Annotated in this window: 20 protein-coding genes; 6 read left to right on the top strand and 14 right to left on the bottom strand. The window is 66.4% G+C overall.

All coding sequences use genetic code 11. The features are described from left to right. Window positions 1–33: 33 nt before the first annotated feature. Window positions 34–669 carry a membrane protein YczE gene (gene yczE / locus AC1RKE_RS04980; RefSeq protein WP_348683510.1) on the top strand — a complete coding sequence of 212 codons (636 nt, stop codon included), beginning with the start codon at window positions 34–36 and terminating at the stop codon, window positions 667–669. 21 nt (window positions 670–690) lie between these two features. Here yczE and AC1RKE_RS04975 read toward each other — a convergent pair whose 3' ends face one another. Both AC1RKE_RS04975 and AC1RKE_RS04970 read right to left on the bottom strand, forming a co-directional pair. Then, window positions 691–1,377: a response regulator transcription factor gene (locus AC1RKE_RS04975; RefSeq protein ID WP_054764424.1), complete on the bottom strand. Its 687-nt coding sequence runs from the start codon at window positions 1,375–1,377 to the stop codon at window positions 691–693. A 62-nt stretch (window positions 1,378–1,439) separates the two neighbouring features. Next, a complete protein-coding gene (locus AC1RKE_RS04970) occupies window positions 1,440–2,180 on the bottom strand; it encodes a YggS family pyridoxal phosphate-dependent enzyme (protein ID WP_287104300.1) in 741 nt (246 codons plus the stop codon). Here AC1RKE_RS04970 and AC1RKE_RS04965 point away from each other — a divergent pair. Next, window positions 2,179–2,835 carry a thiamine phosphate synthase gene (locus AC1RKE_RS04965; RefSeq protein ID WP_348684776.1) on the top strand — a complete coding sequence of 219 codons (657 nt, stop codon included), beginning with the start codon at window positions 2,179–2,181 and terminating at the stop codon, window positions 2,833–2,835. The two genes, AC1RKE_RS04970 and AC1RKE_RS04965, sit on opposite strands and share 2 nt — an antisense overlap. On the opposite strand, the gene AC1RKE_RS04960 is transcribed toward AC1RKE_RS04965, so the two are convergent. Continuing rightward, window positions 2,825–3,217 carry an NtrZ family periplasmic regulatory protein gene (locus tag AC1RKE_RS04960; RefSeq protein WP_348684774.1) on the bottom strand — a complete coding sequence of 131 codons (393 nt, stop codon included), beginning with the start codon at window positions 3,215–3,217 and terminating at the stop codon, window positions 2,825–2,827. The genes AC1RKE_RS04965 and AC1RKE_RS04960 overlap by 11 nt on opposite strands. A gap of 358 nt (window positions 3,218–3,575) precedes the next feature. On the opposite strand from AC1RKE_RS04960, the gene AC1RKE_RS04955 reads away from it, so the two are divergent. From AC1RKE_RS04955 to holA, 4 genes are all read left to right on the top strand, one after another. Further along, window positions 3,576–4,028, top strand: coding sequence for a DUF3576 domain-containing protein (locus AC1RKE_RS04955; RefSeq protein WP_183216381.1), 453 nt, complete (start codon window positions 3,576–3,578; stop codon window positions 4,026–4,028). A gap of 218 nt (window positions 4,029–4,246) precedes the next feature. Further along, a complete protein-coding gene (gene leuS / locus AC1RKE_RS04950) occupies window positions 4,247–6,811 on the top strand; it encodes a leucine--tRNA ligase (RefSeq protein ID WP_287105456.1) in 2,565 nt (854 codons plus the stop codon). After that, window positions 6,811–7,290 (top strand): LPS assembly lipoprotein LptE, encoded by a 480-nt coding sequence (gene lptE, locus AC1RKE_RS04945; protein ID WP_054764418.1) that lies wholly within the window; start codon window positions 6,811–6,813, stop codon window positions 7,288–7,290. The genes leuS and lptE overlap by 1 nt, the downstream gene beginning before the upstream one ends. Beyond that, window positions 7,287–8,339: a DNA polymerase III subunit delta gene (holA, locus tag AC1RKE_RS04940; protein WP_054764417.1), complete on the top strand. Its 1,053-nt coding sequence runs from the start codon at window positions 7,287–7,289 to the stop codon at window positions 8,337–8,339. The genes lptE and holA overlap by 4 nt, the downstream gene beginning before the upstream one ends. 16 nt (window positions 8,340–8,355) lie before the next feature. Here the strand turns inward: holA and AC1RKE_RS04935 are convergent, their stop codons facing one another. The 11 genes from AC1RKE_RS04935 to hemE form a co-directional block, all read right to left on the bottom strand. Then, window positions 8,356–8,559 carry a hypothetical protein gene (locus AC1RKE_RS04935; protein WP_152949262.1) on the bottom strand — a complete coding sequence of 68 codons (204 nt, stop codon included), beginning with the start codon at window positions 8,557–8,559 and terminating at the stop codon, window positions 8,356–8,358. Window positions 8,560–8,585: 26 nt separating this feature from the next. Further along, window positions 8,586–9,467 carry a ParB/RepB/Spo0J family partition protein gene (locus AC1RKE_RS04930; protein ID WP_348684314.1) on the bottom strand — a complete coding sequence of 294 codons (882 nt, stop codon included), beginning with the start codon at window positions 9,465–9,467 and terminating at the stop codon, window positions 8,586–8,588. A gap of 44 nt (window positions 9,468–9,511) precedes the next feature. Next, on the bottom strand, window positions 9,512–10,309 hold the full coding sequence (locus AC1RKE_RS04925) for a ParA family protein (RefSeq protein ID WP_054766787.1): 798 nt from the start codon (window positions 10,307–10,309) through the stop codon (window positions 9,512–9,514). Between the two features lie 4 nt (window positions 10,310–10,313). Beyond that, entirely contained in the window at window positions 10,314–10,931 is a 618-nt protein-coding gene (gene rsmG, locus AC1RKE_RS04920) for a 16S rRNA (guanine(527)-N(7))-methyltransferase RsmG (protein ID WP_224764343.1), read from the bottom strand. 14 nt (window positions 10,932–10,945) lie between these two features. Next, the gene (gene mnmG / locus AC1RKE_RS04915) at window positions 10,946–12,826 is read right to left on the bottom strand and encodes a tRNA uridine-5-carboxymethylaminomethyl(34) synthesis enzyme MnmG (RefSeq protein WP_348684313.1); all 1,881 of its coding nucleotides are present in this window, start codon (window positions 12,824–12,826) and stop codon (window positions 10,946–10,948) included. 114 nt (window positions 12,827–12,940) lie between these two features. Beyond that, complete coding sequence (gene mnmE, locus AC1RKE_RS04910; protein ID WP_395941858.1) at window positions 12,941–14,254, bottom strand: tRNA uridine-5-carboxymethylaminomethyl(34) synthesis GTPase MnmE; 1,314 nt, start codon at window positions 14,252–14,254, stop codon at window positions 12,941–12,943. 38 nt (window positions 14,255–14,292) lie between these two features. After that, window positions 14,293–14,517: a DUF6489 family protein gene (locus AC1RKE_RS04905; protein WP_152949258.1), complete on the bottom strand. Its 225-nt coding sequence runs from the start codon at window positions 14,515–14,517 to the stop codon at window positions 14,293–14,295. 43 nt (window positions 14,518–14,560) lie between these two features. After that, window positions 14,561–15,979 carry a transcription termination factor Rho gene (rho, locus tag AC1RKE_RS04900; RefSeq protein WP_395941859.1) on the bottom strand — a complete coding sequence of 473 codons (1,419 nt, stop codon included), beginning with the start codon at window positions 15,977–15,979 and terminating at the stop codon, window positions 14,561–14,563. Between the two features lie 200 nt (window positions 15,980–16,179). After that, on the bottom strand, window positions 16,180–16,647 hold the full coding sequence (locus AC1RKE_RS04895; protein ID WP_287396569.1) for a CopD family protein: 468 nt from the start codon (window positions 16,645–16,647) through the stop codon (window positions 16,180–16,182). Next, entirely contained in the window at window positions 16,644–17,705 is a 1,062-nt protein-coding gene (gene hemH, locus AC1RKE_RS04890; protein ID WP_348683999.1) for a ferrochelatase, read from the bottom strand. Before hemH ends, AC1RKE_RS04895 begins: the two co-directional genes overlap by 4 nt. Then, complete coding sequence (gene hemE / locus AC1RKE_RS04885; RefSeq protein WP_348684000.1) at window positions 17,702–18,772, bottom strand: uroporphyrinogen decarboxylase; 1,071 nt, start codon at window positions 18,770–18,772, stop codon at window positions 17,702–17,704. The genes hemH and hemE overlap by 4 nt, the downstream gene beginning before the upstream one ends. Window positions 18,773–19,142: the final 370 nt, after the last annotated feature.

Here is a 19,142-nt window from a genome sequence, read left to right as displayed (position 1 = left end):
TTTTCCACAGCCAGTTCAGGCGAAACGCCTCTCATGACCCGCCGCCTGATCCAACTCTTCCTGGGCCTGAGCCTTTACGGCCTGTCCATCGCCCTGATCGTCAGGGCGGATCTGGGTCTCGACCCTTGGGACGTCCTGAGCCAGGGCGTTTTCGAACGGTTCGCCGAACCCGCCGGTCTCGGCTTCGGCATGGTGGTCAATCTGATCGGTATGACCGTGCTGCTGCTGTGGATTCCGCTGCGCCAGAAGCCGGGAATAGGCACGATCGCCAATGTTCTGGTCATCGGCTCGGTCGCCGGCCTGGCGCTGAGGCACATTCCGACGGACGCGGTCCTACCGGTTCGGAGCCTGTTCCTGGCGACGGGGATTGTGCTGAATGGCGTGGCGAGCGGCGCCTATATCGGGGCGGGCCTGGGTCCAGGACCGCGCGACGGCCTGATGACAGGTCTGGTCGCCCGCACCGGCTGGCCGATCAAGGTCGTGCGGACCGCCATCGAACTGACTGTCGTCGTCGCCGGCTGGGCCCTGGGCGGCTCGGTCGGGGTCGGGACGATCCTCTACGCCCTCGCCATCGGCCCGCTGGTCCAGATCTTCCTTCCGGTATTCACGGTGGGAAAGGAGGAAGGGCGAAAAACGCTTCCTGACAGAGAACCGGCGCGCCCAGTGTAGCGACGCCTTTTTCGGAACCCCTCAGGGCTGCAGCCGATAACCGCCCGCGTCGGTCAGCAGAAGCCTGGCCTGGCCCGGCTCTGGCTCGATCTTCTGGCGCAGGCGATAGATGTGGGTTTCCAGGGTGTGGGTGGTGACGCCGGCGTTATAGCCCCAGACCTCGGTCAGCAGCTCCTCGCGCGACACGGGCTTGGCGCCGGCGCGGTAGAGATACTTCAGGATGTTCGTCTCTTTTTCCGTCAGCCGCACCTTCTTGCCCTTGGCGTCCATCAGAACCTTGGCGGCGGGCCGGAACTCATAGGGGCCGATGGAGAAGACGGCGTCTTCCGACTGTTCGTGGCTGCGCAGATGGGCGCGGATGCGGGCCAGCAGGACCGCGAACCGGAAGGGCTTGGTGACATAGTCATTGGCGCCTGCGTCTAGGCCCAGGATGGCGTCGGCGTCGGCCGACTGGGCGGTCAGCATGATGACTGGGGTGGAGACCCCGTCCTTGCGCAGCAGGCGGCAGGCCTCGCGGCCGTCCATATCGGGCAGGTCGACGTCCAGCAGGATCAGGTCTGCACGGATCTCGCGCCCCATACGGACGCCGTCCGCTGCGGTCGAGGCCTGCTGGGTCTTGAACTCTTCGTGCAGATTCAACTGCTCGGCCAAGGCCTCGCGCAGGTCGTCGTCGTCATCGATGATCAGGATGGTCTTGGGCGTGGGCATGGACAGACAATGGCGAGGCTTGGCCCCCGCGCCAAGGCTTGGGGGTGCGAATTCACGTCGAGTTACGGCCTAGAGACTGTTTCGGATGGTTTTCGTTCCCCGAACAACGCCGTTCCCAGCCGGACATGGGTGGCGCCGCAGCGGATCGCCGTCTCGTAATCGCCGCTCATCCCCATGGACAGGACCGACAGGCCATTGTCCTCGGCCAGCCGCGCCAGAAGCCGGAAATGGGGTTCAGGCGGCTGATCGGCGGGCGGAATACACATCAACCCCTCGACGGTCAGCCCATAGGTCTTCTGCGCCGTCGCGATCAGAGCCTCGGCGGCGTCGGGCAGGACGCCGGCCTTCTGCGGCTCCGCCCCCGTATTGACCTGGATCAGCAGACGAGGCGATCGGCCCCGTTTCGCCGCAGCCTCGGCCAGGGTCCGCGCCAGCTTCTCCCGGTCCAGGGTCTCGATGACGTCGAACAGGGCCACGGCGTCTTCAGCCTTGTTGGTCTGGAGCGGCCCGATCAGACGCAGCTCCAGCTCCGCCCCGCCGGGGCGGCCGTACAGGCCGTCGGCCCAACGTCCCTGGGCCTCCTGCACTCGGTTTTCGCCGAACACCCTCTGGCCCGCCGCCCTCATGGCCGCGATGGCCTCCGGCGGCTGGGTCTTGGAGACGGCGGTCAGAACGACGGTTTCGGGATCGCGCCCGACGGCGCGACAGGCCTCTGCGATACGGGCGCGGACGACGGCCAGCCTGTCGGAGATTGCGGCGGCATCGGTGGACGGAGACGCCGAAGCGGGAGAAGAAGAGGTCATGATCCTGCCGGCCGGTTACAGCGACGATGCGCGCATGCTCTGGGATGCGGCCACCGCTCTAAACCGCGCCGCCGCCGCTGTCAGCCCGGCGGCGGCGCGTCTGCCGCCGCTGCTGTTCTTCACCGACCCGGCGCGCACCCCCCGCCCCTGGGAGACGGCGGCCCGCCTGCCGCCGGGATCGGCCGTGGTCTATCGCGCCTTCGGCGCCGATCAGGCGGTCGAGATCGGCCGTCGCCTGCGCGCCGTGACGCATGAGGCCGGGGTTGAACTTCTGGTCGGAAAGGACGCCGATCTCGCCGACGCCGTATCGGCCGACGGCCTGCATCTGCCGGAGAGAGAAGGTGATCGCGCCGCCGATGTGCGAAGACGGCGCCCGGATTGGCGGTTGACGGCGGCCTGGCACGGCGCCGGACCGCCGGCTTCAGGCGTGGAGGCCCTGATCCTGTCGCCGGTCTTTCCGGCTGGGGGCGCGTCGGCGACCAAGCCGGCCCTGGGGGCGGCGGCGTTCAAAACCCTGGTCCAACGCGCCGGGGTTCCGGTTTACGCCCTGGGGGGATTGCGTCCGGACCGGGTTGCTCTGCTGACGGGATCGGGCGCCTGCGGCCTGGCGGCGGTGGAGACGATCCAGTCCGCCTTCGGCGGCGTCAGAACTTGAAGATTGTTTCCAGACGGACGCGGGGCTGGGTGCGGGCGCTGGTCTCCGGCGCTCGTGCAGGATCAGCCTCCGGCGAGGCCACAGCTGCGGCGGCGCCGACGCGCAGACGGTCGTTGAGCCGGTAATAGGCGCCGGCTTCGACGTCTCCCCAGTCCGTCTCGCGGCCCACAGGCTGGTTCAGATTGAAATCCAGGGCCCAGCGTCCGCTGTCGTTCAGACGCAGGCCGCGACGCTGCTGCGCGGGGGCGTGGCGCTGAGCCGACTGGGCTTCCGACAGAGACAGGCCCGAGCCGCGCGACGCTGCGCTCTGCGCAAGCGCAGGCGTAGCGGCGATCAGAGCCGTCGCCGCAACCAGTCCAGCCGAGAAACCGCCGAAACGCATTCCAAACCCTTCGAACGCCGCCGACGGCGACGCCTTCAACCCTGCCCCGGCGCTTTGGGCCGTGAACGCCGCGATTAGACACCGGGGGCGCTTCCGGTCAACGCAACGTTGGCGCCGGGGCGCGGTTCCTCCGCATTGTTGCACCGCGATGTGGCTCAAGCGTCACGAGATTCTGGCCAAAACCGTCCTCTCCTCCGCCGCGAGACCGCTCCCGCGACGTCTCACGGCCGAGTTCGCCTTGTCATCGCCCCTTTTGCCCGTGTTATAGAACAGCGCAACGGCGCAGACCGTCAGAGTGACGCCGCGCGCGCGTGGGGGCGAGGGCCTTCACGTCCCTGAGTTTACGGAGACTTCCTTGATGAGCCTCAACAAGGCCCTGGTTCGCGGCGTCGCTGTCGCCTTGGTCTCAGGCTTGGCCCTGAGCGCCTGTTCCAGCCTCCCCTTTGTCGGAAACGGCAAGAAGAAGGCCAAGACGGACGTCCAGCAGGGCATCGGCGTCAACGGCTATCTTTGGCGCGCCTCGCTGGACACCCTCAGCTTCATGCCACTGCTGACCGCCGATCCGTGGGGCGGGGTCATCAACTATGACTGGTACATCAACCCCCAGACGCCGAACGAGCGTTTCAAGGCCACCGTCTTCATCCTGGACACTCGTCTGCGCGCCGATGCGCTGAACGTGACCGTGACCAAGGAGATCAAGGGCGCCGACGGTCAGTGGACCGCCGCTCCGGTCGCCGCCCAGACCGAGGCGGACCTGGAAAACGCCATCCTGACCAAGGCGCGCCAGCTGAACCTGTCTAATGCGGGCTAAAGCAGGCTAACGCCTGCTTTAGCTTTCCCTGTAGGTTCTACCGCCCTTCGGGCTGTTTGAGCGCTTTTTTGGTGCTACCGCCCTTCGGGCTGTTTGAGCACCCTTTTGCGCCTGGCGCCGCTCAGAGGGCGGTTTGAGCGCAAATCTGCTTGGGCGCTGTCGTCCTTCGGGCTAGTGAGCCGGGAGGGCGGCAGCGCCCTTTTGACTTCAGGACGACCGTGGCCCGTTACGAACCCAAGACCGCCGAACCCCGCCAGCAGGCCCGCTGGGCCGAAGCCGCCGCCTTTGTGACCAAGGACACCGGTCGGCCGAAATACTATGTGCTTGAGATGTTCCCCTATCCGTCGGGCAACATCCACATGGGCCACGCCCGCAACTATGTGATGGGCGACGTGGTGGCGCGGTCCAAGCGCGCGCAAGGCTATGACGTCCTGCACCCGATGGGCTGGGACGCCTTCGGCATGCCGGCCGAGAATGCGGCCATGGAACGCGGCATCCACCCCAAGGGCTGGACCTACGACAATATCGCCCAGATGCGGGACCAGCTGAAGCTGCTGGGCCTGTCGCTGGACTGGTCGCGCGAGTTCGCCACCTGCGATCCAGAATACTACGGCAAGCAGCAGGCCTGGTTCCTGGAGCTGTATCGGCGCGGTCTGGTCTATCGCAAGGACGGGGTGGTCAACTGGGACCCGATCGACAACACAGTCCTGGCCAATGAGCAGGTGATCGACGGGCGCGGCTGGCGTTCCGGCGCCGTGGTGGAGAAGCGCAAGCTGAACCAGTGGTTCCTGCGCATCACCGACTATGCCGACGACCTGATCGACGGGCTGAAGACCCTGGATCGCTGGCCCGAGAAGGTCCGGCTGATGCAGGAGAACTGGATCGGCCGCTCCAAGGGTTTGCAGATGACCTGGGCCTTCTCCGGCCAAGCCCCCGCCGGTTACGAGACCGGCGTCGAAATCTACACCACCCGGCCCGACACCCTGTTCGGCGCCAGCTTCCTGGGCCTGGCCCCGGATCACCCCATTTCGAAGCAACTGGCCGAGGCCGATCCGCGCGTCGCCGACTTCATCGCCGAATGCCGCAAGGGCGGCGCCTCCCAGGCCGAGATCGAACAGGCCGAAAAGATCGGCTGGGACACGAGTCTGAAGGTTCTGCATCCCTTCACCGGCGCCGAAATCCCCGTCTGGATCGCCAACTTCATCCTGTCGGAATACGGCACGGGCGCCATCTTCGCCTGCCCGGCCCATGACCAGCGCGACCTGGACTTCGCCCGCAAATACGACCTGCCGGTGATCCCGGTGGTCCGCCCCGAGGGCGCCGGCGACGACTTCGCCGTGGGCGACGAGGCCTATACGGGCCCCGGCTCCATCTTCCATTCCGACTTCCTGGACGGACTGGACATCGAAACCGCCAAGGCCGAGGCGATCCGCCGCGTCGAGGCGGCCGGGACCGGCCAGGGCGCGACCATCTATCGGCTGCGCGACTGGGGCGTGTCACGCCAGCGCTACTGGGGCTGCCCCATCCCGATCATCCACTGCCCGTCCTGCGGCCCGGTGGAGGTTCCGGCGGATCAGCTGCCGGTCGAACTGCCCGAGGATGTGACCTTCGACGTGCCCGGCAATCCGCTGGACCGCCATCCGACCTGGAAACACGTCAAATGCCCGTCGTGCGGCCAGGATGCGACGCGCGAGACCGACACGCTCGACACCTTCGTCGACTCCAGCTGGTATTTCGCCCGCTTCACCGACCCGAAGGCGGCCGAGCCGATCAACACCGAGGCGGCGAACCGCTGGCTGGCGGTGGATCAGTATATCGGCGGGGTCGAGCACGCGGTCCTGCACCTGCTGTACGCCCGGTTCATCACCCGCGCCCTGTCGGACGCCGGCATGCTGGCGGTGAAGGAGCCGTTCGCGGGCCTGTTCACCCAGGGGATGGTGGTCCACGAGACCTATTTCGAAGGCCAGGACGAGGTCGGAAAGCCGCGCTGGGTCGAACCCACCGACGTCCGCATCGAGACGATCGACGGCCAGCGAGTCGCCACCCGCCTGTCGAACGGCGCGCGTCTTTCGATCGGCGACATCGAGAAGATGTCCAAGTCCAAGAAGAACGTCGTCGCGCCTCAGGAAATCCTGGAAAGCCACGGGGTGGACGCCGGGCGTCTGTTCGTCCTGTCCGACAGCCCGCCCGAGCGGGACGTGCAATGGACGCCGGGCGGGGTCGAGGGCGCCAGCCGGTTCGTGCAGCGGACCTGGAGCCTGTTCGACGCCTATGACCCCGGCTTCGCCGGCGAGGACAAGGCCAACGCCGAACTGCTGCGAGAGACCCACAAGGCCATCAAGGCCGTGTCCGAGGGGGTCGAAGGCTTCCGCTTCAACTCGGCCATCGCCAAGCTCTACGCCTTCGTCGCCGCGGTGCGTGACAGCGCCCAGGCGGGCGGCGAGGCCAAGCGTCAGGCCCTCTCGGCCCTGGCGCGCCTGATCGCCCCCTTCACCCCCCACCTGGCTGAAGAATGCTGGACCCGGCTGGGAGAGGACGGGATGGTTCTGGACGCGCCCTGGCCGGTGTGGGACGCTGCGCTCGCGGCCGACGACGAGGTGGTTCTGCCCATCCAGATCAACGGCAAGCGTCGGGCGGAAATCCGCGTTGCGCGCGGCATGGAGCCGGCCGAGGTCGAGGCCCTGGTTCTGGCCGATGAGACGGTTAAGGCGCGTCTGGAGGGTCTGAGCGTGAAGAAGATCGTCGTGGTCAAGGATCGGATCGTCAATCTGGTGGCCGGCTGATGCGCGTCCCAACCAGCCTTGCCCTACTAAGCGTCCTGGCGCTCTCCGCCTGCGGCTTTACGCCCATGTACGCCGAGCCGGGCGTGGGCTCGCCCCTGCGCCGGATCGCGGTGACGGCCCAGGACGACCGACTGGGCTATCGCCTGCGTGAACAGCTGGAGGACGCCCTGGCCTCGGACCGGTCCGCCGCGCCGCTTTACCGGCTGACGACCCGTGTCGAACAGGACCGGCGGCCCCTGGGGCGCCGGATCGACGACACCGCCACCCGCTATGAGCTGACGGTCAAGGCGACCTGGACCTTGACGCCCATCGCGGGAGGCGCGCCCACGACCGGGGTGGAGACCGTCACCACCACCTACGCCGCCGACGACCAGCCCTATGCCGCCATCGCCGCCCAGCAGGACGGTGAAGAACGCGCGGCCGCCGAACTGGCGCGTCTGATCCGGCTGGACCTGATGCAGGCCCTGTCGAACCGGTGATTCTGGCCAAACGCCCCGAGATCGACCGCTTTCTGAAGGCGCCCGATCCGGCGATCCGAGCAGCGGTGATCCACGGCAAGGATCGGTCGGGCGTCGCCGAACGGGCCGAGATCCTGTGCAGGGCGATCACCCCGGACCTGAACGACCCTTTCAACGTCACCGTCCTGACCGACAGCGACATCGACAGCGAAGAAAGCAAGCTTGAAGAGGCCTTGACGGCCATGTCCCTGATGGGCGGGCGCCGTCTGGTGCGGATCCGGCTGTCGGCGCTGAAACCCGGAGTGGACAAGGCGGTGGCCGCCGCCGTCAAGATCCATGCCGAGGGCGGCTATAATCCCGACGCCATGCTGGTGGTCGAGGCCGACCAGCTGGGCCGTGACTCCGCCCTGCGCAAGACCGCCGAGAAGGAGGCCGGCGCCGTCGGCATCGTCTGCTATGAAGACGAGACCGGCGACGTCGCCCGCATGACTCGCGAGGCCCTGGCGGCCGACAAGGTGGGTCTGACCGCCGACGCCCTCGATCGTTTCGTGGCTCGCCTGCCGCGTGAGCGGGGTCTGATGCGCCAGGAGATCGAACGCCTGGCCCTGTTCATCGGTCCCGGTTCCGGGCGGACGATCGACAGCGAGCTTCTGGACCAGCATCTTGGGGTCGAGCCGGACGCCTCCCTGTCCGACGCCGCGCTCCAGGCCTTCGGCGGGCGGCCCGGCCCAGCTCAAGCGGGTCTGCGTCGCGCCTTCGCAGAGGGGGAATCCTCGGTCCTGGCCGTCCGATCCGCTGCCCTGCATCTGGGGCGGCTGCGGCGGATCAATATTCTTCAGGCCAACGGGGCCGGCGCCAAGGAGGCGGCCAAGGCGGCGGGCGTCTTCTGGAAACAGGAGGCGGAGATGCTGCGTCAGGCCCGCGCCTGGCGTCTGGAGGCGCTGGACGAGGTGCTCGACAGCGTCAACACCGCCGACGTCGCCACCAAGACGACCGGCATGCCCGACCAGCTGATCGCCGAACGCCTGCTGCTGGAGATCGCCGGACGGGCTAAGCGTCTGGGGCTTTGAGCGGGGCTGCTGCGGCTCAGCCTCGCTTTGACGCCTTGCGGAAGGCGGGCTTGGCCAGGGCCATGTTGCGGGCGGCCACGCTGCGCTCGTCGCCGGCGGACGGAGCGCCGGCTGGACCGGCGAAACCCTGGCCCGCTCCGCCCTGCCGGCGCGCCTTTTTGGCGGCCAGCGCCTGTTTCAGATTTTCGGCGGCGGTTGGCGGCGGAACATTATCGGTCATTCCACCTGTCTAGCACATCGCGGGGCTCAGCCGCGCATCAATCGACGGCACAGGTCGTCGAGCTGTTCCAGAGAGCCGTAGCGAATGGTCAGCTCGCCCTTGCCTGCGCGGTCGTTCAACTGAACGGACAGGCCCAGGGCGTCGGCCAAATCCTGTTGCAGGGCGGCGACGTCGGCCGTTCCTTCCTCGCTGGGCGCAGGCTTGGCCTTAACCGGTTTGGGGCCCTCGGCGGCGCGGCGAGCCAGGGCCTCGACCTGGCGAACGTTCAGCCCCTCATTATAGGCCTGCTCGGCCAGGGCGCCGGCGTTGGGCGCCGTCACCAGGGCGCGGGCATGGCCGGCCGTCAACTTGCCGTTCCGTACGTACCACAGCACTTCTTCAGGCAGTTGCAGCAGACGCAGGGTGTTGGCCACATGGCTGCGGCTCTTGCCGACGATGCCGGCGACCTGATCCTGGGTGCGGCCGAACCGCTCCATCAGCATCCGATAGGCGTCGGCTTCTTCCAGCGGATTCAGATCGGCGCGCTGGACGTTCTCGATGATGGCGACTTCGTAAACCTCGACGTCATCCATTTCATGGACGACGATCGGCACCTCCGTCAGCCGGGCCGCCTGGGAAGCGCGCCAGCGGCGCTCACCGGCGATAATCTGCCAGACCCCCTCCTCCTTGGGATGGGTGCGGACCAGAATCGGCTGAAGCACCCCCTTGTCACGGATGGAGGCCGTCAATTCATCCAGCTGTTCCTGGGTGAAGATTTTCCGCGGCTGATCGGGATTGGGCTTCAAACTCTCGATCGGCACGCGCTGCACGCCCGAAGGCATGGCGGCGTTGGGCGCCGTCGGCGCTTCAATGGTCTCGCCCATCAGGGCCGACAGGCCGCGGCCCAGACCTCTTTGTCGTTCAGCCAAAATACTGTTCCGTTTCTTCTTCTAATCAGGCGTGTAGCGGCCGTTCAGGCGGCCAGCTTCTGGCGCTGGCGTTCGCGCTTCACCACTTCCTTGGCCAGGCGCAGATAGGCCTGACTGCCGGCGCATTTGAGATCATAGATCAGGGCGGGCTTTCCGAACGACGGCGCCTCGGCGACCCGAACATTTCTCGGGATTACGCTGTCGTAGACCTTGTCGCCAAAATGGGCGCGCACGTCATTGGCGACCTGGCCCGACAGGGCGCTCCGCCGATCGAACATCGTCAGCACCAGCCCCTGGATTTCGAGAGACGGGTTCAGGCTCTGTTTGACCATGTCGATGGTCCGCATCAACTGGCTGAGCCCTTCAAGCGCAAAGAACTCGCATTGGAGCGGCACAAGAACCGCATCCGCTGCCGCCATGGCGTTCAGGGTCAGCAGGTTCAGCGACGGCGGACAGTCGATCAGCACATAGTCATACGCGGTAGGGCCGTCGTCATGCTGCCGAAGAGCGTCCCTCAAGCGATAGGATCGCCGATCCGCCTGGCTCAACTCGATCTCGACCCCAGACATGTCCGCATCGGCAGGGACGATCCAGAGCCCCGGAACAGTGGTCTGGACGGCGGCGTCTTCGATAGAGCGCTGATCCACCACCACATCATAGATGGTGACCCGTCGTGTTTCACGTGGAACGCCCAAGCCGGTCGAGGCATTGCCCTGGGGGTCCATGTCGACGATCAGCACCCGCTTTCCGATAGCGGCCAGGGCGGTTCCCAGATTGATCGCCGTCGTGGTCTTGCCCACGCCGCCCTTCTGGTTGGAGACGGCGAGAACACGGGCAGGCAGTTTGTTAGTGCTTGGAACGGGCACGACGAACACTCCGGACGGTCACGATGCGGCCGCGCGGGTCGCTTTGCGACGGGGCCAGTTCAGCCTCGAAATGCCAGGATTTACGGGCCTCGATCAACTCGGATTCGACCCTTTCCCCCTTGAGGAACAGACCTTGTGCACCCCTTTCAAAGTAGGGCTGTGCATAACCCAGCAGCCGCTCCATTGGGGCCACGGCGCGAGCGGTCACCACGTCGCATTTTATGGTCTGATCTTCGGCGCGACCGTTGATCACCGTGGCGGGCAAGGCCAGAGCATCGACCGCCTCCTGCAGAAACCGGCAGCGTTTGCCCAGGCTGTCGATCAACCAGACCCGGGCGTCCGATCGTCCTTTCAGCAAGATCGCCAGGACCACGCCGGGAAAACCCGCGCCGGCGCCGAGGTCCGCCCAACTGCGCGCCGTAGGGGCCATTTGCAGCAGTTGCGCGCTGTCCCAGGCATGGCGGTTCCAAAAATCCGGAAGGCTGTCCGGCCCAACGAGATTCATCACCGCGTTCGCCTCGCCCAACCGCAGGCGAAAGGCCTCCAGATCGGCCATCTGCTCCTCTGAAGCACCGGCCTTGCGCTGGAAGGCGGCCATCTCCCCTTCCAGCATCAGGCGACCGCCTCGACCTTGGGCGACTTTTTGACATGGGCCAGCAGGGCCGTCAGGGCGCCCGGCGTCATGCCCTCGATACGCCCCGCCTGGCCGAGAGTGCGGGGCCTGATGCGGCTGAGCTTCTCGCGCACCTCATTGGACAGGCTGCCGACGCCGCCATAGTCGAGATCGGCTGGCAGGATCAGATCCTCCTCGGAGCGCAGGGCCTGGGCGTCGATCGCCTGGCGATCGAGATAGTTGGCGTAGCCGGCGTCGATTTCGATCTGCTCGCGGACTTCAGGCGTCCAGTCCGCGATGGCCGGAATGGTCGGCATGAACTGTTGCAGAGTGACGCCCGGAAAGGCGAGCAGTTCACGCATGGAGCGGCGACGGCCGTCGGCGTTCACGGGAATGCCCAGGGCGTTGGCCTCTTTCGGCGTAAAAAGCGTTTCACGTGAAACACGGCTCGCCAAGGCCATGGCGTCGGCCTTGTCCGAGAAGCGCGCGGCCCTGTCGGAGCCGACGATCCCCAGCTTCATCGCCAGCGGCGTCAGCCGCTGATCCGCATTGTCGGCCCGCAGCGTCAGACGGTATTCGGCCCGGCTGGTGAACATGCGATAGGGTTCGGTGACGCCCCGCGTCACCAGGTCATCGACCATGACGCCGATATAGGCTTGGTCACGACCCAGGATCACAGCGTCTTGACCCGTCGCCGCCCGAGCGGCGTTCAGCCCGGCCATCAAGCCCTGGGCCGCCGCCTCCTCATATCCGGTCGTCCCATTGATCTGGCCGGCCAGATAGAGACCCGGTCTCTTCTTGACCTCGAGAGCGGCCGTCAGTTCGCGCGGATCGACATAGTCGTATTCGATCGCATAGCCGTAACGGAAGACCTCAACAGTCTCCAAACCGGGGATGGTCCGCAGGAAGGCCTGCTGGGTGGCTTCGGATACGGAGGTCGAAATCCCGTTGGGATAGACGGTCGGATCATCCAGACCTTCCGGTTCAAGGAAGATCTGGTGGCTGGTCTTGTCAGCGAACCGCACGACCTTGTCCTCGATCGAAGGGCAGTAGCGGGGGCCGCGCCCCGACAGACGCCCGCCATAGACTGCGCTCTCGCTCAGGTTCTCAGCGATGAGGCGATGGGTCTGTTCGGTCGTGTGGGTGACACCGCAGGCGATCTGAGGAACCGCGATCCGATCCGTCAGAAAGGAGAAGGCGCTGGGGGTTTCGTCGGCCTCCTGCATCTCCAGCCGGTCCCAGGCGATGGTCCGCCCATCCAGTCGCGCGGGCGTGCCGGTCTTCAACCGGCCCATGGTCAGGCCGGCGGCGTGCAGATCAACGGCCAGACCCGTCGACGGCGCCTCGCCGTGCCGGCCTGCCGGAATACGCTCCTCGCCCCGATGAATGACGCCGTTCAGGAAGGTGCCGGTCGTCAGGACGACAGCCGCAGCTCGAATCCTCTCCCCTGCCCCGGTAATGACGCCCGTGACGCGGTCGCCGTCCAAGATCAGCCGCTCCGCCGTGCCGGCCATCAGCGTCAGGTTCGCCGTCTGGGCCAGCTCCGCCTGCATGGCTTCCCGATACAGGCGTCGGTCGATCTGGCTGCGTGGTCCCCGAACGGCGGCGCCCTTGGACCGGTTCAGCAGTCGGAATTGGATGCCCGAGGCGTCCGCCAGACGGCCCATGATCCCGTCCATGGCGTCGATCTCACGCACGAGATGCCCCTTGCCCAGGCCGCCGATAGCGGGGTTGCAGGACATTTCGCCGATGGTCTCCAACTTCTGGGTCAGAAGCAGGGTTCGGGCCCCCGCGCGCGCAGAGGCGGCGGCGGCTTCACAGCCGGCGTGGCCGCCGCCGATGACGACGACGTCGAACGAATGGTCGCTTGTGGGGATCATGCGCGCCACATAGGCCAAAACAGCAGATTTCGCCAGAGGCGAGAGCGTGCGACGGTGACGACAGGGTTCGCTGAACGTAGTCCTACTTAAGGTGTTTCACGTGAAACACCGGTATTACTTGCCGATGCAGAAGGTCGAGAACACCTCGCCCAACACGTCTTCGACACCGATCTCGCCGGTGACGCGTGAAAGGGCTTGAGCGGCGCGGCGCAGATCGTCGCCCGCCATTTCGGGAGAGACCTCCAGCGCAGCCAGGCCCGTCCGTACGTCCGCCAGAGCCTCGCTCAGCCGCAGCCGATGACGTTCGCGCGTGATCGCCGGGAAGTCCGCCCCCGACAGATCCCGCTCCAATCGCGCGGCGATCCAGTCATGAAGCTCACTCAGGCCCGCGCCGGTATGACTGCTTACGGCGATCTGATCCCAGCCTTGGGAGCGGATATCGGCCGATCCCAGGTCGCTCTTATTGGCCACGATCAGATCACCCGACCGAACATAGTCCGCCGCCACGCCTTCCACATCGCCGGGCGCTCGAACCCATAGCCTCAGATCCGCCCCCTCTGCGCGCGCCCGCGCGCGTCGAACCCCTTCCGCCTCTACCGGGTCGTCGCTGTCTCTTAATCCAGCGGTGTCCGACAGGGTGACGGCATAGCCGCCGATCACCAGTTCGGCGTCCAGAACATCGCGCGTCGTCCCGGCGATCGGCGTGACGATCGCCGCCTCGCGCTGGATCAGGGCGTTGAACAGCGACGACTTACCGGCGTTGGTCTCACCGATCAGCACGATGCGATAGCCGTCCCGAACGCGCTCTCCTCGCGCCCCGTCCTCGACGGCGCGGTGCAGATCGCGCGCCAGCTGCTCGAGCACAGGCCCCGCCGTCCGCGCCAGATTGTCCGGCACCTCCTCGTCGGGAAAGTCGATCTCGGCCTCGACCAGGGCCAGGGCCTTCAGCAGGTCGCGACGGAAACCGGCGTAGGTCTCGCTGAGCTTCCCGTCCAGCTGACCCAGAGCCTGTCTCGCCTGGGCCGCCGTCTCCGCATCAATCAGATCGGCCACCGCCTCCGCCTGGGCCAGATCCATCCGGCCGTTTTGAAAGGCGCGGCGGGTGAACTCACCCGGCTCGGCGGGCCGCAGTCCCAAGGCGATCAGAGCGCGACTGGCCGCTTCGACCACCGCCCGGCCGCCGTGCAGATGAAGTTCGGCTGCGTCCTCGCCCGTATAGGAATGGGGTCCGACGAACCGAAGGACCAGGGCCTGATCAATGGCGACGCCATCATGATTCAGCTCCCGGACCGAGGCCAGCCGCGGCTTCAGCCCCCCCGCGCCCAGGGCTGTCAGCGTCGGCGCGACGGACGGCCCCGAAAGACGCAAGACGGCGATGGCGCCTCGGCCCGGCGGAGTGGCGAGGGCGAAGATGGTGTCCTGGGTCATGGTCTCAGGGGCTTCTCCAACTGCGAGAAGCCTATGGCTCACTTCACCGCCGCTTCCATCAACCGCCGAAACTGATCCTGCGCCTGAAGGCCGAAACTGGTCCAGGTCTTCAGCAGTTCGTCCGGTTGCATGGCGGCGACATTGGCTTCCATCCGCTTGGTCATCTCGGCCACCATGGCTTCGTTCAGCGGGGCGACGTCAGGCAGCCCCAGAAAGGCGCGCGCCTCCGCCGGAGTGCAATCGATCTCGATTTGAACCTTCATGCCGCCATGCCTACTGTTTCACGTGAAACCATCAGATGACGGATCAGGTGTTCATCGACTGGAAGAAGTCCGCGTTGTTCTTCGACTGACGCAGCTTGTCGAGCAGGAATTCGATCGCGTCCTGCGGACCCATCGGATTCAGAATGCGGCGCAGCACATAGGTCTTGGCCAGCTGGTCCTTCGGCGTGATCAGGTCTTCCTTGCGGGTGCCGGACTTCAGCACGTCGATGGCGGGGAAGATGCGCTTGTCGGCCACCTTGCGGTCCAGAACGATTTCCGAGTTGCCGGTGCCCTTGAACTCTTCGAAGATCACCTCGTCCATCCGGCTGCCGGTGTCGATCAGGGCCGTGGCGATGATGGTCAGAGACCCGCCCTGCTCCACATTCCGCGCCGCGCCGAAGAAGCGCTTGGGCCGTTGCAGGGCGTTGGCGTCCACGCCCCCGGTCAGAACCTTGCCCGACGACGGGACGGTGGCGTTGTAAGCCCGGCCCAGGCGGGTGATGGAGTCCAGCAGGATCACCACGTCCTTCTTGTGCTCGACCAGGCGCTTGGCCTTTTCGATCACCATCTCGGCGACGGCGACGTGGCGCGTGGCCGGCTCGTCGAAGGTGGAGGCCACGACCTCGCCCTTCACCGTCCTCTGCATGTCCGTGACCTCTTCCGGCCGTTCGTCGATCAGCAGGACGATCAGGAAGACCTCCGGGTGGTTCCGCTCGATCGACTTGGCGATGTTCTGCAGCATCACCGTCTTGCCGACCCTTGGCGGCGCCACGATCAGGCAGCGCTGGCCCTTGCCCAGGGGGGCGACGATGTCGATGACCCGACCCGAACGGTCCTTCAGGGTCGGATCCTGGATTTCCATGTGCAGCCGCTCCTCCGGATAGAGGGGCGTCAGGTTGTCGAACAGAACCTTGGTCTTCACCATCTCAGGGTCTTCGAGATTGATGGTGTCGACCTTCAGCAGGGCGAAATAGCGCTCGCCCTCGCGCGGCGCCCGCACGGCGCCGTGGACCGTATCGCCCGAGCGCAGGCCGAAGCGGCGGATCTGGGACGGCGACACATAGACGTCGTCCGGGCCGGGCAGATAGTTGGCGTCCGGGCTGCGCAGGAAGCCGAACCCGTCGGGAAGGATTTCCAACACGCCGTCGGCGATGATCTCGACCTCTTCCTCAGCCAGGGCCTTCAGGATGGCGAAGAGCAGATCCTGTTTGCGCAGGTTGGAGGCGTTCTCGACCTCCAGCTGTTCGGCGAAGGCGACCAGGTCGGCCGGGGTCTTCTCATTCAAATCGGCCAGGGTGATCCGGCCGTTCGGCACCACGGGCTCGCCGTCCTCATCCTCGTCCGCCGTAGTGTCCACGCCCGAGTCTGCGCCCGCCGCCTCGCCGGCCTCATGCGCGGCGCCGTGATGGGTCGGGGCTTCGGCCTCGATTTCGGTCTCGGGAGTGTCGGTGACGTCGGTCATGATACAGGCTCGCGGACGCGCGCACGGAACCGCACGGCGTCAGGTCTCTGGAAATATCTGGCCTTTCGGCCGAAGGGGGGCACGACGGTCTCCCGCTGGTCGAACCGGCGGGCGTCGCGAAAAGAGAGGGACCGCTGGACGGACCGAACGGTTCACCACCAGCGGAACCACAGGCGAGAGGTCAGGTCAAGCGGAGCCGCTCACCCGAACGTCCACTCCGTGGTGACCGACAGCACCATGATGATGGCCAGGACGAACGGGACCTCGTTCGTCATCCGCCAGAACTTGCCGGAATATTTCGACGTCCCCGCCGCGATCTTCTTGCGCTGGGCCGCCAGGAAACCGTGCCAACCGCTCAGCAGCAGGACGCCGATCAGTTTGGCGACCATCCACGGTTCAGCCAAGAAGGCGGCCCCCCGCGCCGAGACGTCGATATGGATCAGCCACAGGCCGAACCCCCAGGCCAGGATCATGGCCGGGTTCAGGATGATCCGCAGCAGCCGCGTCTGCCACAGCCTCAGCAGGGCCTGCATCTCGCCCCTCAGGGGCTCGGGCTTGGCGTTCTGCTCGACGTCATAGGCATAGAGCCGCGGCAGGAACAGCAGGCCGGCCATCCAGGCGATCACCGCCAGTATGTGCAGGCCGCGCGCCAGATCATACAGGTTCATGCCGCACTCCTTTGGTTACGACAGGGACAGGCCCTCCAGCCCGCCCGACAGCCCGAACCGAAGGGGGCCACCCCCGTGCGGCCCAAGGCATCGATCGTCGCCTCCGCCAGGGCCTCGATGAACACGGGCGCAGTGCCGACCGCCGGCGCGCGCAGATAGGGCCTGACCCCCTTATCATGGGCCAGTTCGCCGTATTCGATGTCCAGCTCGACCAGGGTCTCGATGTGTTCGGAGACGAAGGCGATGGGGGTGATGACCACCCCGACCCCGTCGCGGCCGGCCTGTTCGATCGCCTCAGGCGTGGACGGCCCCAGCCATTTCATCGGTCCGACGCGGCTCTGGTAGCAGAGGGCATGGTCGATGGGGCCCCGGCCGCGCTCGATGGCGGCGACCACGGCGGCGACCGTCGTCTCGACCTGTTCCTGATAGGGGTCGCCCTTGCCGCTGACCAACTTCTCCGGGATGCCGTGGGCCGAGAACAGCACCCGCACCGGTCCGTCGCCCGCCTCATCCAGTTTGGATGCGATCGCCTGGGCCTGGGCCTCGACCCAGCCGTCGGCGCGAGGATAACAGCAGACCGTCCGGCTGACGCCCGACCCGGCATAGGTCTCGTTCCAGATCTTCAGCGAGGACTGGGTCGTCGTCGTCGAGAACTGCGGATAGAGGGGCAGCAGCACCACCTCGTCGGGCGCGAAGGCCGCCACCTCGACCGCCGTCTGATCGGTCAGCGGCCGCCAGTAGCGCATGGCGATAAAGACCCGGACCTCGTCCCCGGCCAACCGGGCGTTCAGCACCGCCTCCAGGGCCTCAGCCTGCAGCCGGGTTCCAGGCAGCAGGGGCGACCCGCCTCCCATCAAGGCGTAGTTGGCCTGGGCGCTCGCCTCGCGCCGGCTGGCGATCAGCTTCGCCAAGGGCGTGCGCACGATCCCCGGCAGGCCGATGATGGCCGGATCATTGAACAGGTTGAACAGGAAGGGCTTCACCGAAGCCTGATCGTCGGGTCCGCCCAGATTGAACAGCACCACCGCGATGCGGCGGCCCGGCAGGGTTTGGGTCATTGGGCGCCGATCCTTTTCAGAACCCGTTCGACATGGTCGATGGGCACGTCGGGCAATATGCCATGACCCAGGTTGAACACCCACGGCCCCTGGCCCCAGGCCTCCATCAGCTGATCCACCCGGCGGTCCAACAGTTCGCCCCCGGCGCGCAGCAGCAGGGGGTCCAGCGCGCCCTGGATCGGCTTGATCTGCTGCACCCGTCCGCCGACTTCCAGCGGACAGGCGGTGTCCAGGGCGACCGCATCGACCTCGACCGCCTGGGCATACCGCTCCGCCAGGGCTGCAGAGCCCCGCGGGAAACCGATCAGGGGCACGGTGACGCCCAACTCCCGCGTGCGCTTCACAAGCGCCTGGTGGGGATTCAGGACCAGCCTTTCGAACAGATCGTCGGGCAGGCCCTCAGCCCAGCTCTCGAAGATCTTCAGCACCTGGGCGCCGGAGTCGGCCTGCATCTTCAGATACCGGGCCGTCGCCTCGACCAGTACCTCCAGTGTCTCATCCACCCGCCTGGGATCGGCATAGGCGTAGGTCCGCGCCGCCGCCCGCTCGCCCTTGCCGATGGTCCGGGCTTCGCCGTCCAGCATATAGGTGGCCACGGTCCAGGGCGCGCCGGCGAAACCGATCAGGGCCCGCTCCGGCTCGAGCGCCGCGCGCACGATCGACAGGGTTTCGCCCACGGCGGACAGATGCTCGCCCGCCCCGGCGGCCAACTCCATCATCCGCCCCGGAATGGGCATGGCGCCCAGACGCGGTCCCTCCCCCGCCTCGAACCACACGTCCTGACCCAGGGCCTGGGGGATCAGCAGGATGTCGGCGAATACGATGGCCGCATCGAAGCCGAACCGACGCATCGGCTGGAGCGTCGCCTCAGCGGCCATCTCCGGGTTCAGGCAAAAACTGATAAAATCCGGCGCCTCGGCCCTCAGCCGGCGATATTCGGGCAGATACCGTCCCGCCTGACGCATGAACCAGACCGGCGGTCGATCCAGCGTCTCTCCTCGGAGAGCCCGAATCATCACCGGCGCCTCTTGGGGCGTCTGAACGGCGTTCTGGGTCGGATCGGTCATGCCGGACGATTAAGGTCACAGCCCCCCGCTCTCAATCCCTAATCAAGTTAAGAATTAAAAGATTCGTAGTGGCAGGTAGGGCGGTGGAACGGCGGGGATGAATGCGGCGGCTGTGGCGGAACAAAAGCGGATATCCACCCGCCTCCAGACGCCGTCGGGGATGCGGAACAGGATTATACGGCCGGTGGACAATCCCTAATGAAACCTTAACGGCAAAGGCTTTGCGGGGCGTTCGGCCTGTGAACGAGGTAAACCGGCGTTAACCCTTCATTAGGATTTTCCACAAAGAGGCGGAAAACGGTTTTCCGCCTTGGGATGAACCGGGGCCGGAGGGTTTTCGTCGTCCACCTTCATCCCCGCTCGCCGCCGT

The organism is Brevundimonas sp. GW822-FHT03E11 (assembly GCF_058801445.1).
The sequence above is the reverse complement of the archived record's forward strand: the minus strand, read 5'-3'. Positions and strand labels throughout refer to the sequence as shown.

Coding starts and splice junctions, on each gene's coding strand:
- AC1RKE_RS04960 (WP_348684774.1), bottom strand. CDS start 3,217: ATGCGTTTCGGCGGTTTCTCGGCTGGACTGGTTGCGGCGACGGCTCTG.
- mnmE (WP_395941858.1), bottom strand. CDS start 14,254: ATGACCCAGGACACCATCTTCGCCCTCGCCACTCCGCCGGGCCGAGGC.
- lptE (WP_054764418.1), top strand. CDS start 6,811: ATGCGCGTCCCAACCAGCCTTGCCCTACTAAGCGTCCTGGCGCTCTCC.
- rho (WP_395941859.1), bottom strand. CDS start 15,979: ATGACCGACGTCACCGACACTCCCGAGACCGAAATCGAGGCCGAAGCC.
- rsmG (WP_224764343.1), bottom strand. CDS start 10,931: ATGGCCGCCTTCCAGCGCAAGGCCGGTGCTTCAGAGGAGCAGATGGCC.
- AC1RKE_RS04955 (WP_183216381.1), top strand. CDS start 3,576: ATGAGCCTCAACAAGGCCCTGGTTCGCGGCGTCGCTGTCGCCTTGGTC.
- AC1RKE_RS04970 (WP_287104300.1), bottom strand. CDS start 2,180: ATGACCTCTTCTTCTCCCGCTTCGGCGTCTCCGTCCACCGATGCCGCC.
- yczE (WP_348683510.1), top strand. CDS start 34: ATGACCCGCCGCCTGATCCAACTCTTCCTGGGCCTGAGCCTTTACGGC.
- hemH (WP_348683999.1), bottom strand. CDS start 17,705: ATGACCCAAACCCTGCCGGGCCGCCGCATCGCGGTGGTGCTGTTCAAT.
- mnmG (WP_348684313.1), bottom strand. CDS start 12,826: ATGATCCCCACAAGCGACCATTCGTTCGACGTCGTCGTCATCGGCGGC.
- AC1RKE_RS04935 (WP_152949262.1), bottom strand. CDS start 8,559: ATGACCGATAATGTTCCGCCGCCAACCGCCGCCGAAAATCTGAAACAG.
- AC1RKE_RS04895 (WP_287396569.1), bottom strand. CDS start 16,647: ATGAACCTGTATGATCTGGCGCGCGGCCTGCACATACTGGCGGTGATC.
- AC1RKE_RS04905 (WP_152949258.1), bottom strand. CDS start 14,517: ATGAAGGTTCAAATCGAGATCGATTGCACTCCGGCGGAGGCGCGCGCC.
- AC1RKE_RS04975 (WP_054764424.1), bottom strand. CDS start 1,377: ATGCCCACGCCCAAGACCATCCTGATCATCGATGACGACGACGACCTG.
- hemE (WP_348684000.1), bottom strand. CDS start 18,772: ATGACCGATCCGACCCAGAACGCCGTTCAGACGCCCCAAGAGGCGCCG.
- AC1RKE_RS04965 (WP_348684776.1), top strand. CDS start 2,179: ATGATCCTGCCGGCCGGTTACAGCGACGATGCGCGCATGCTCTGGGAT.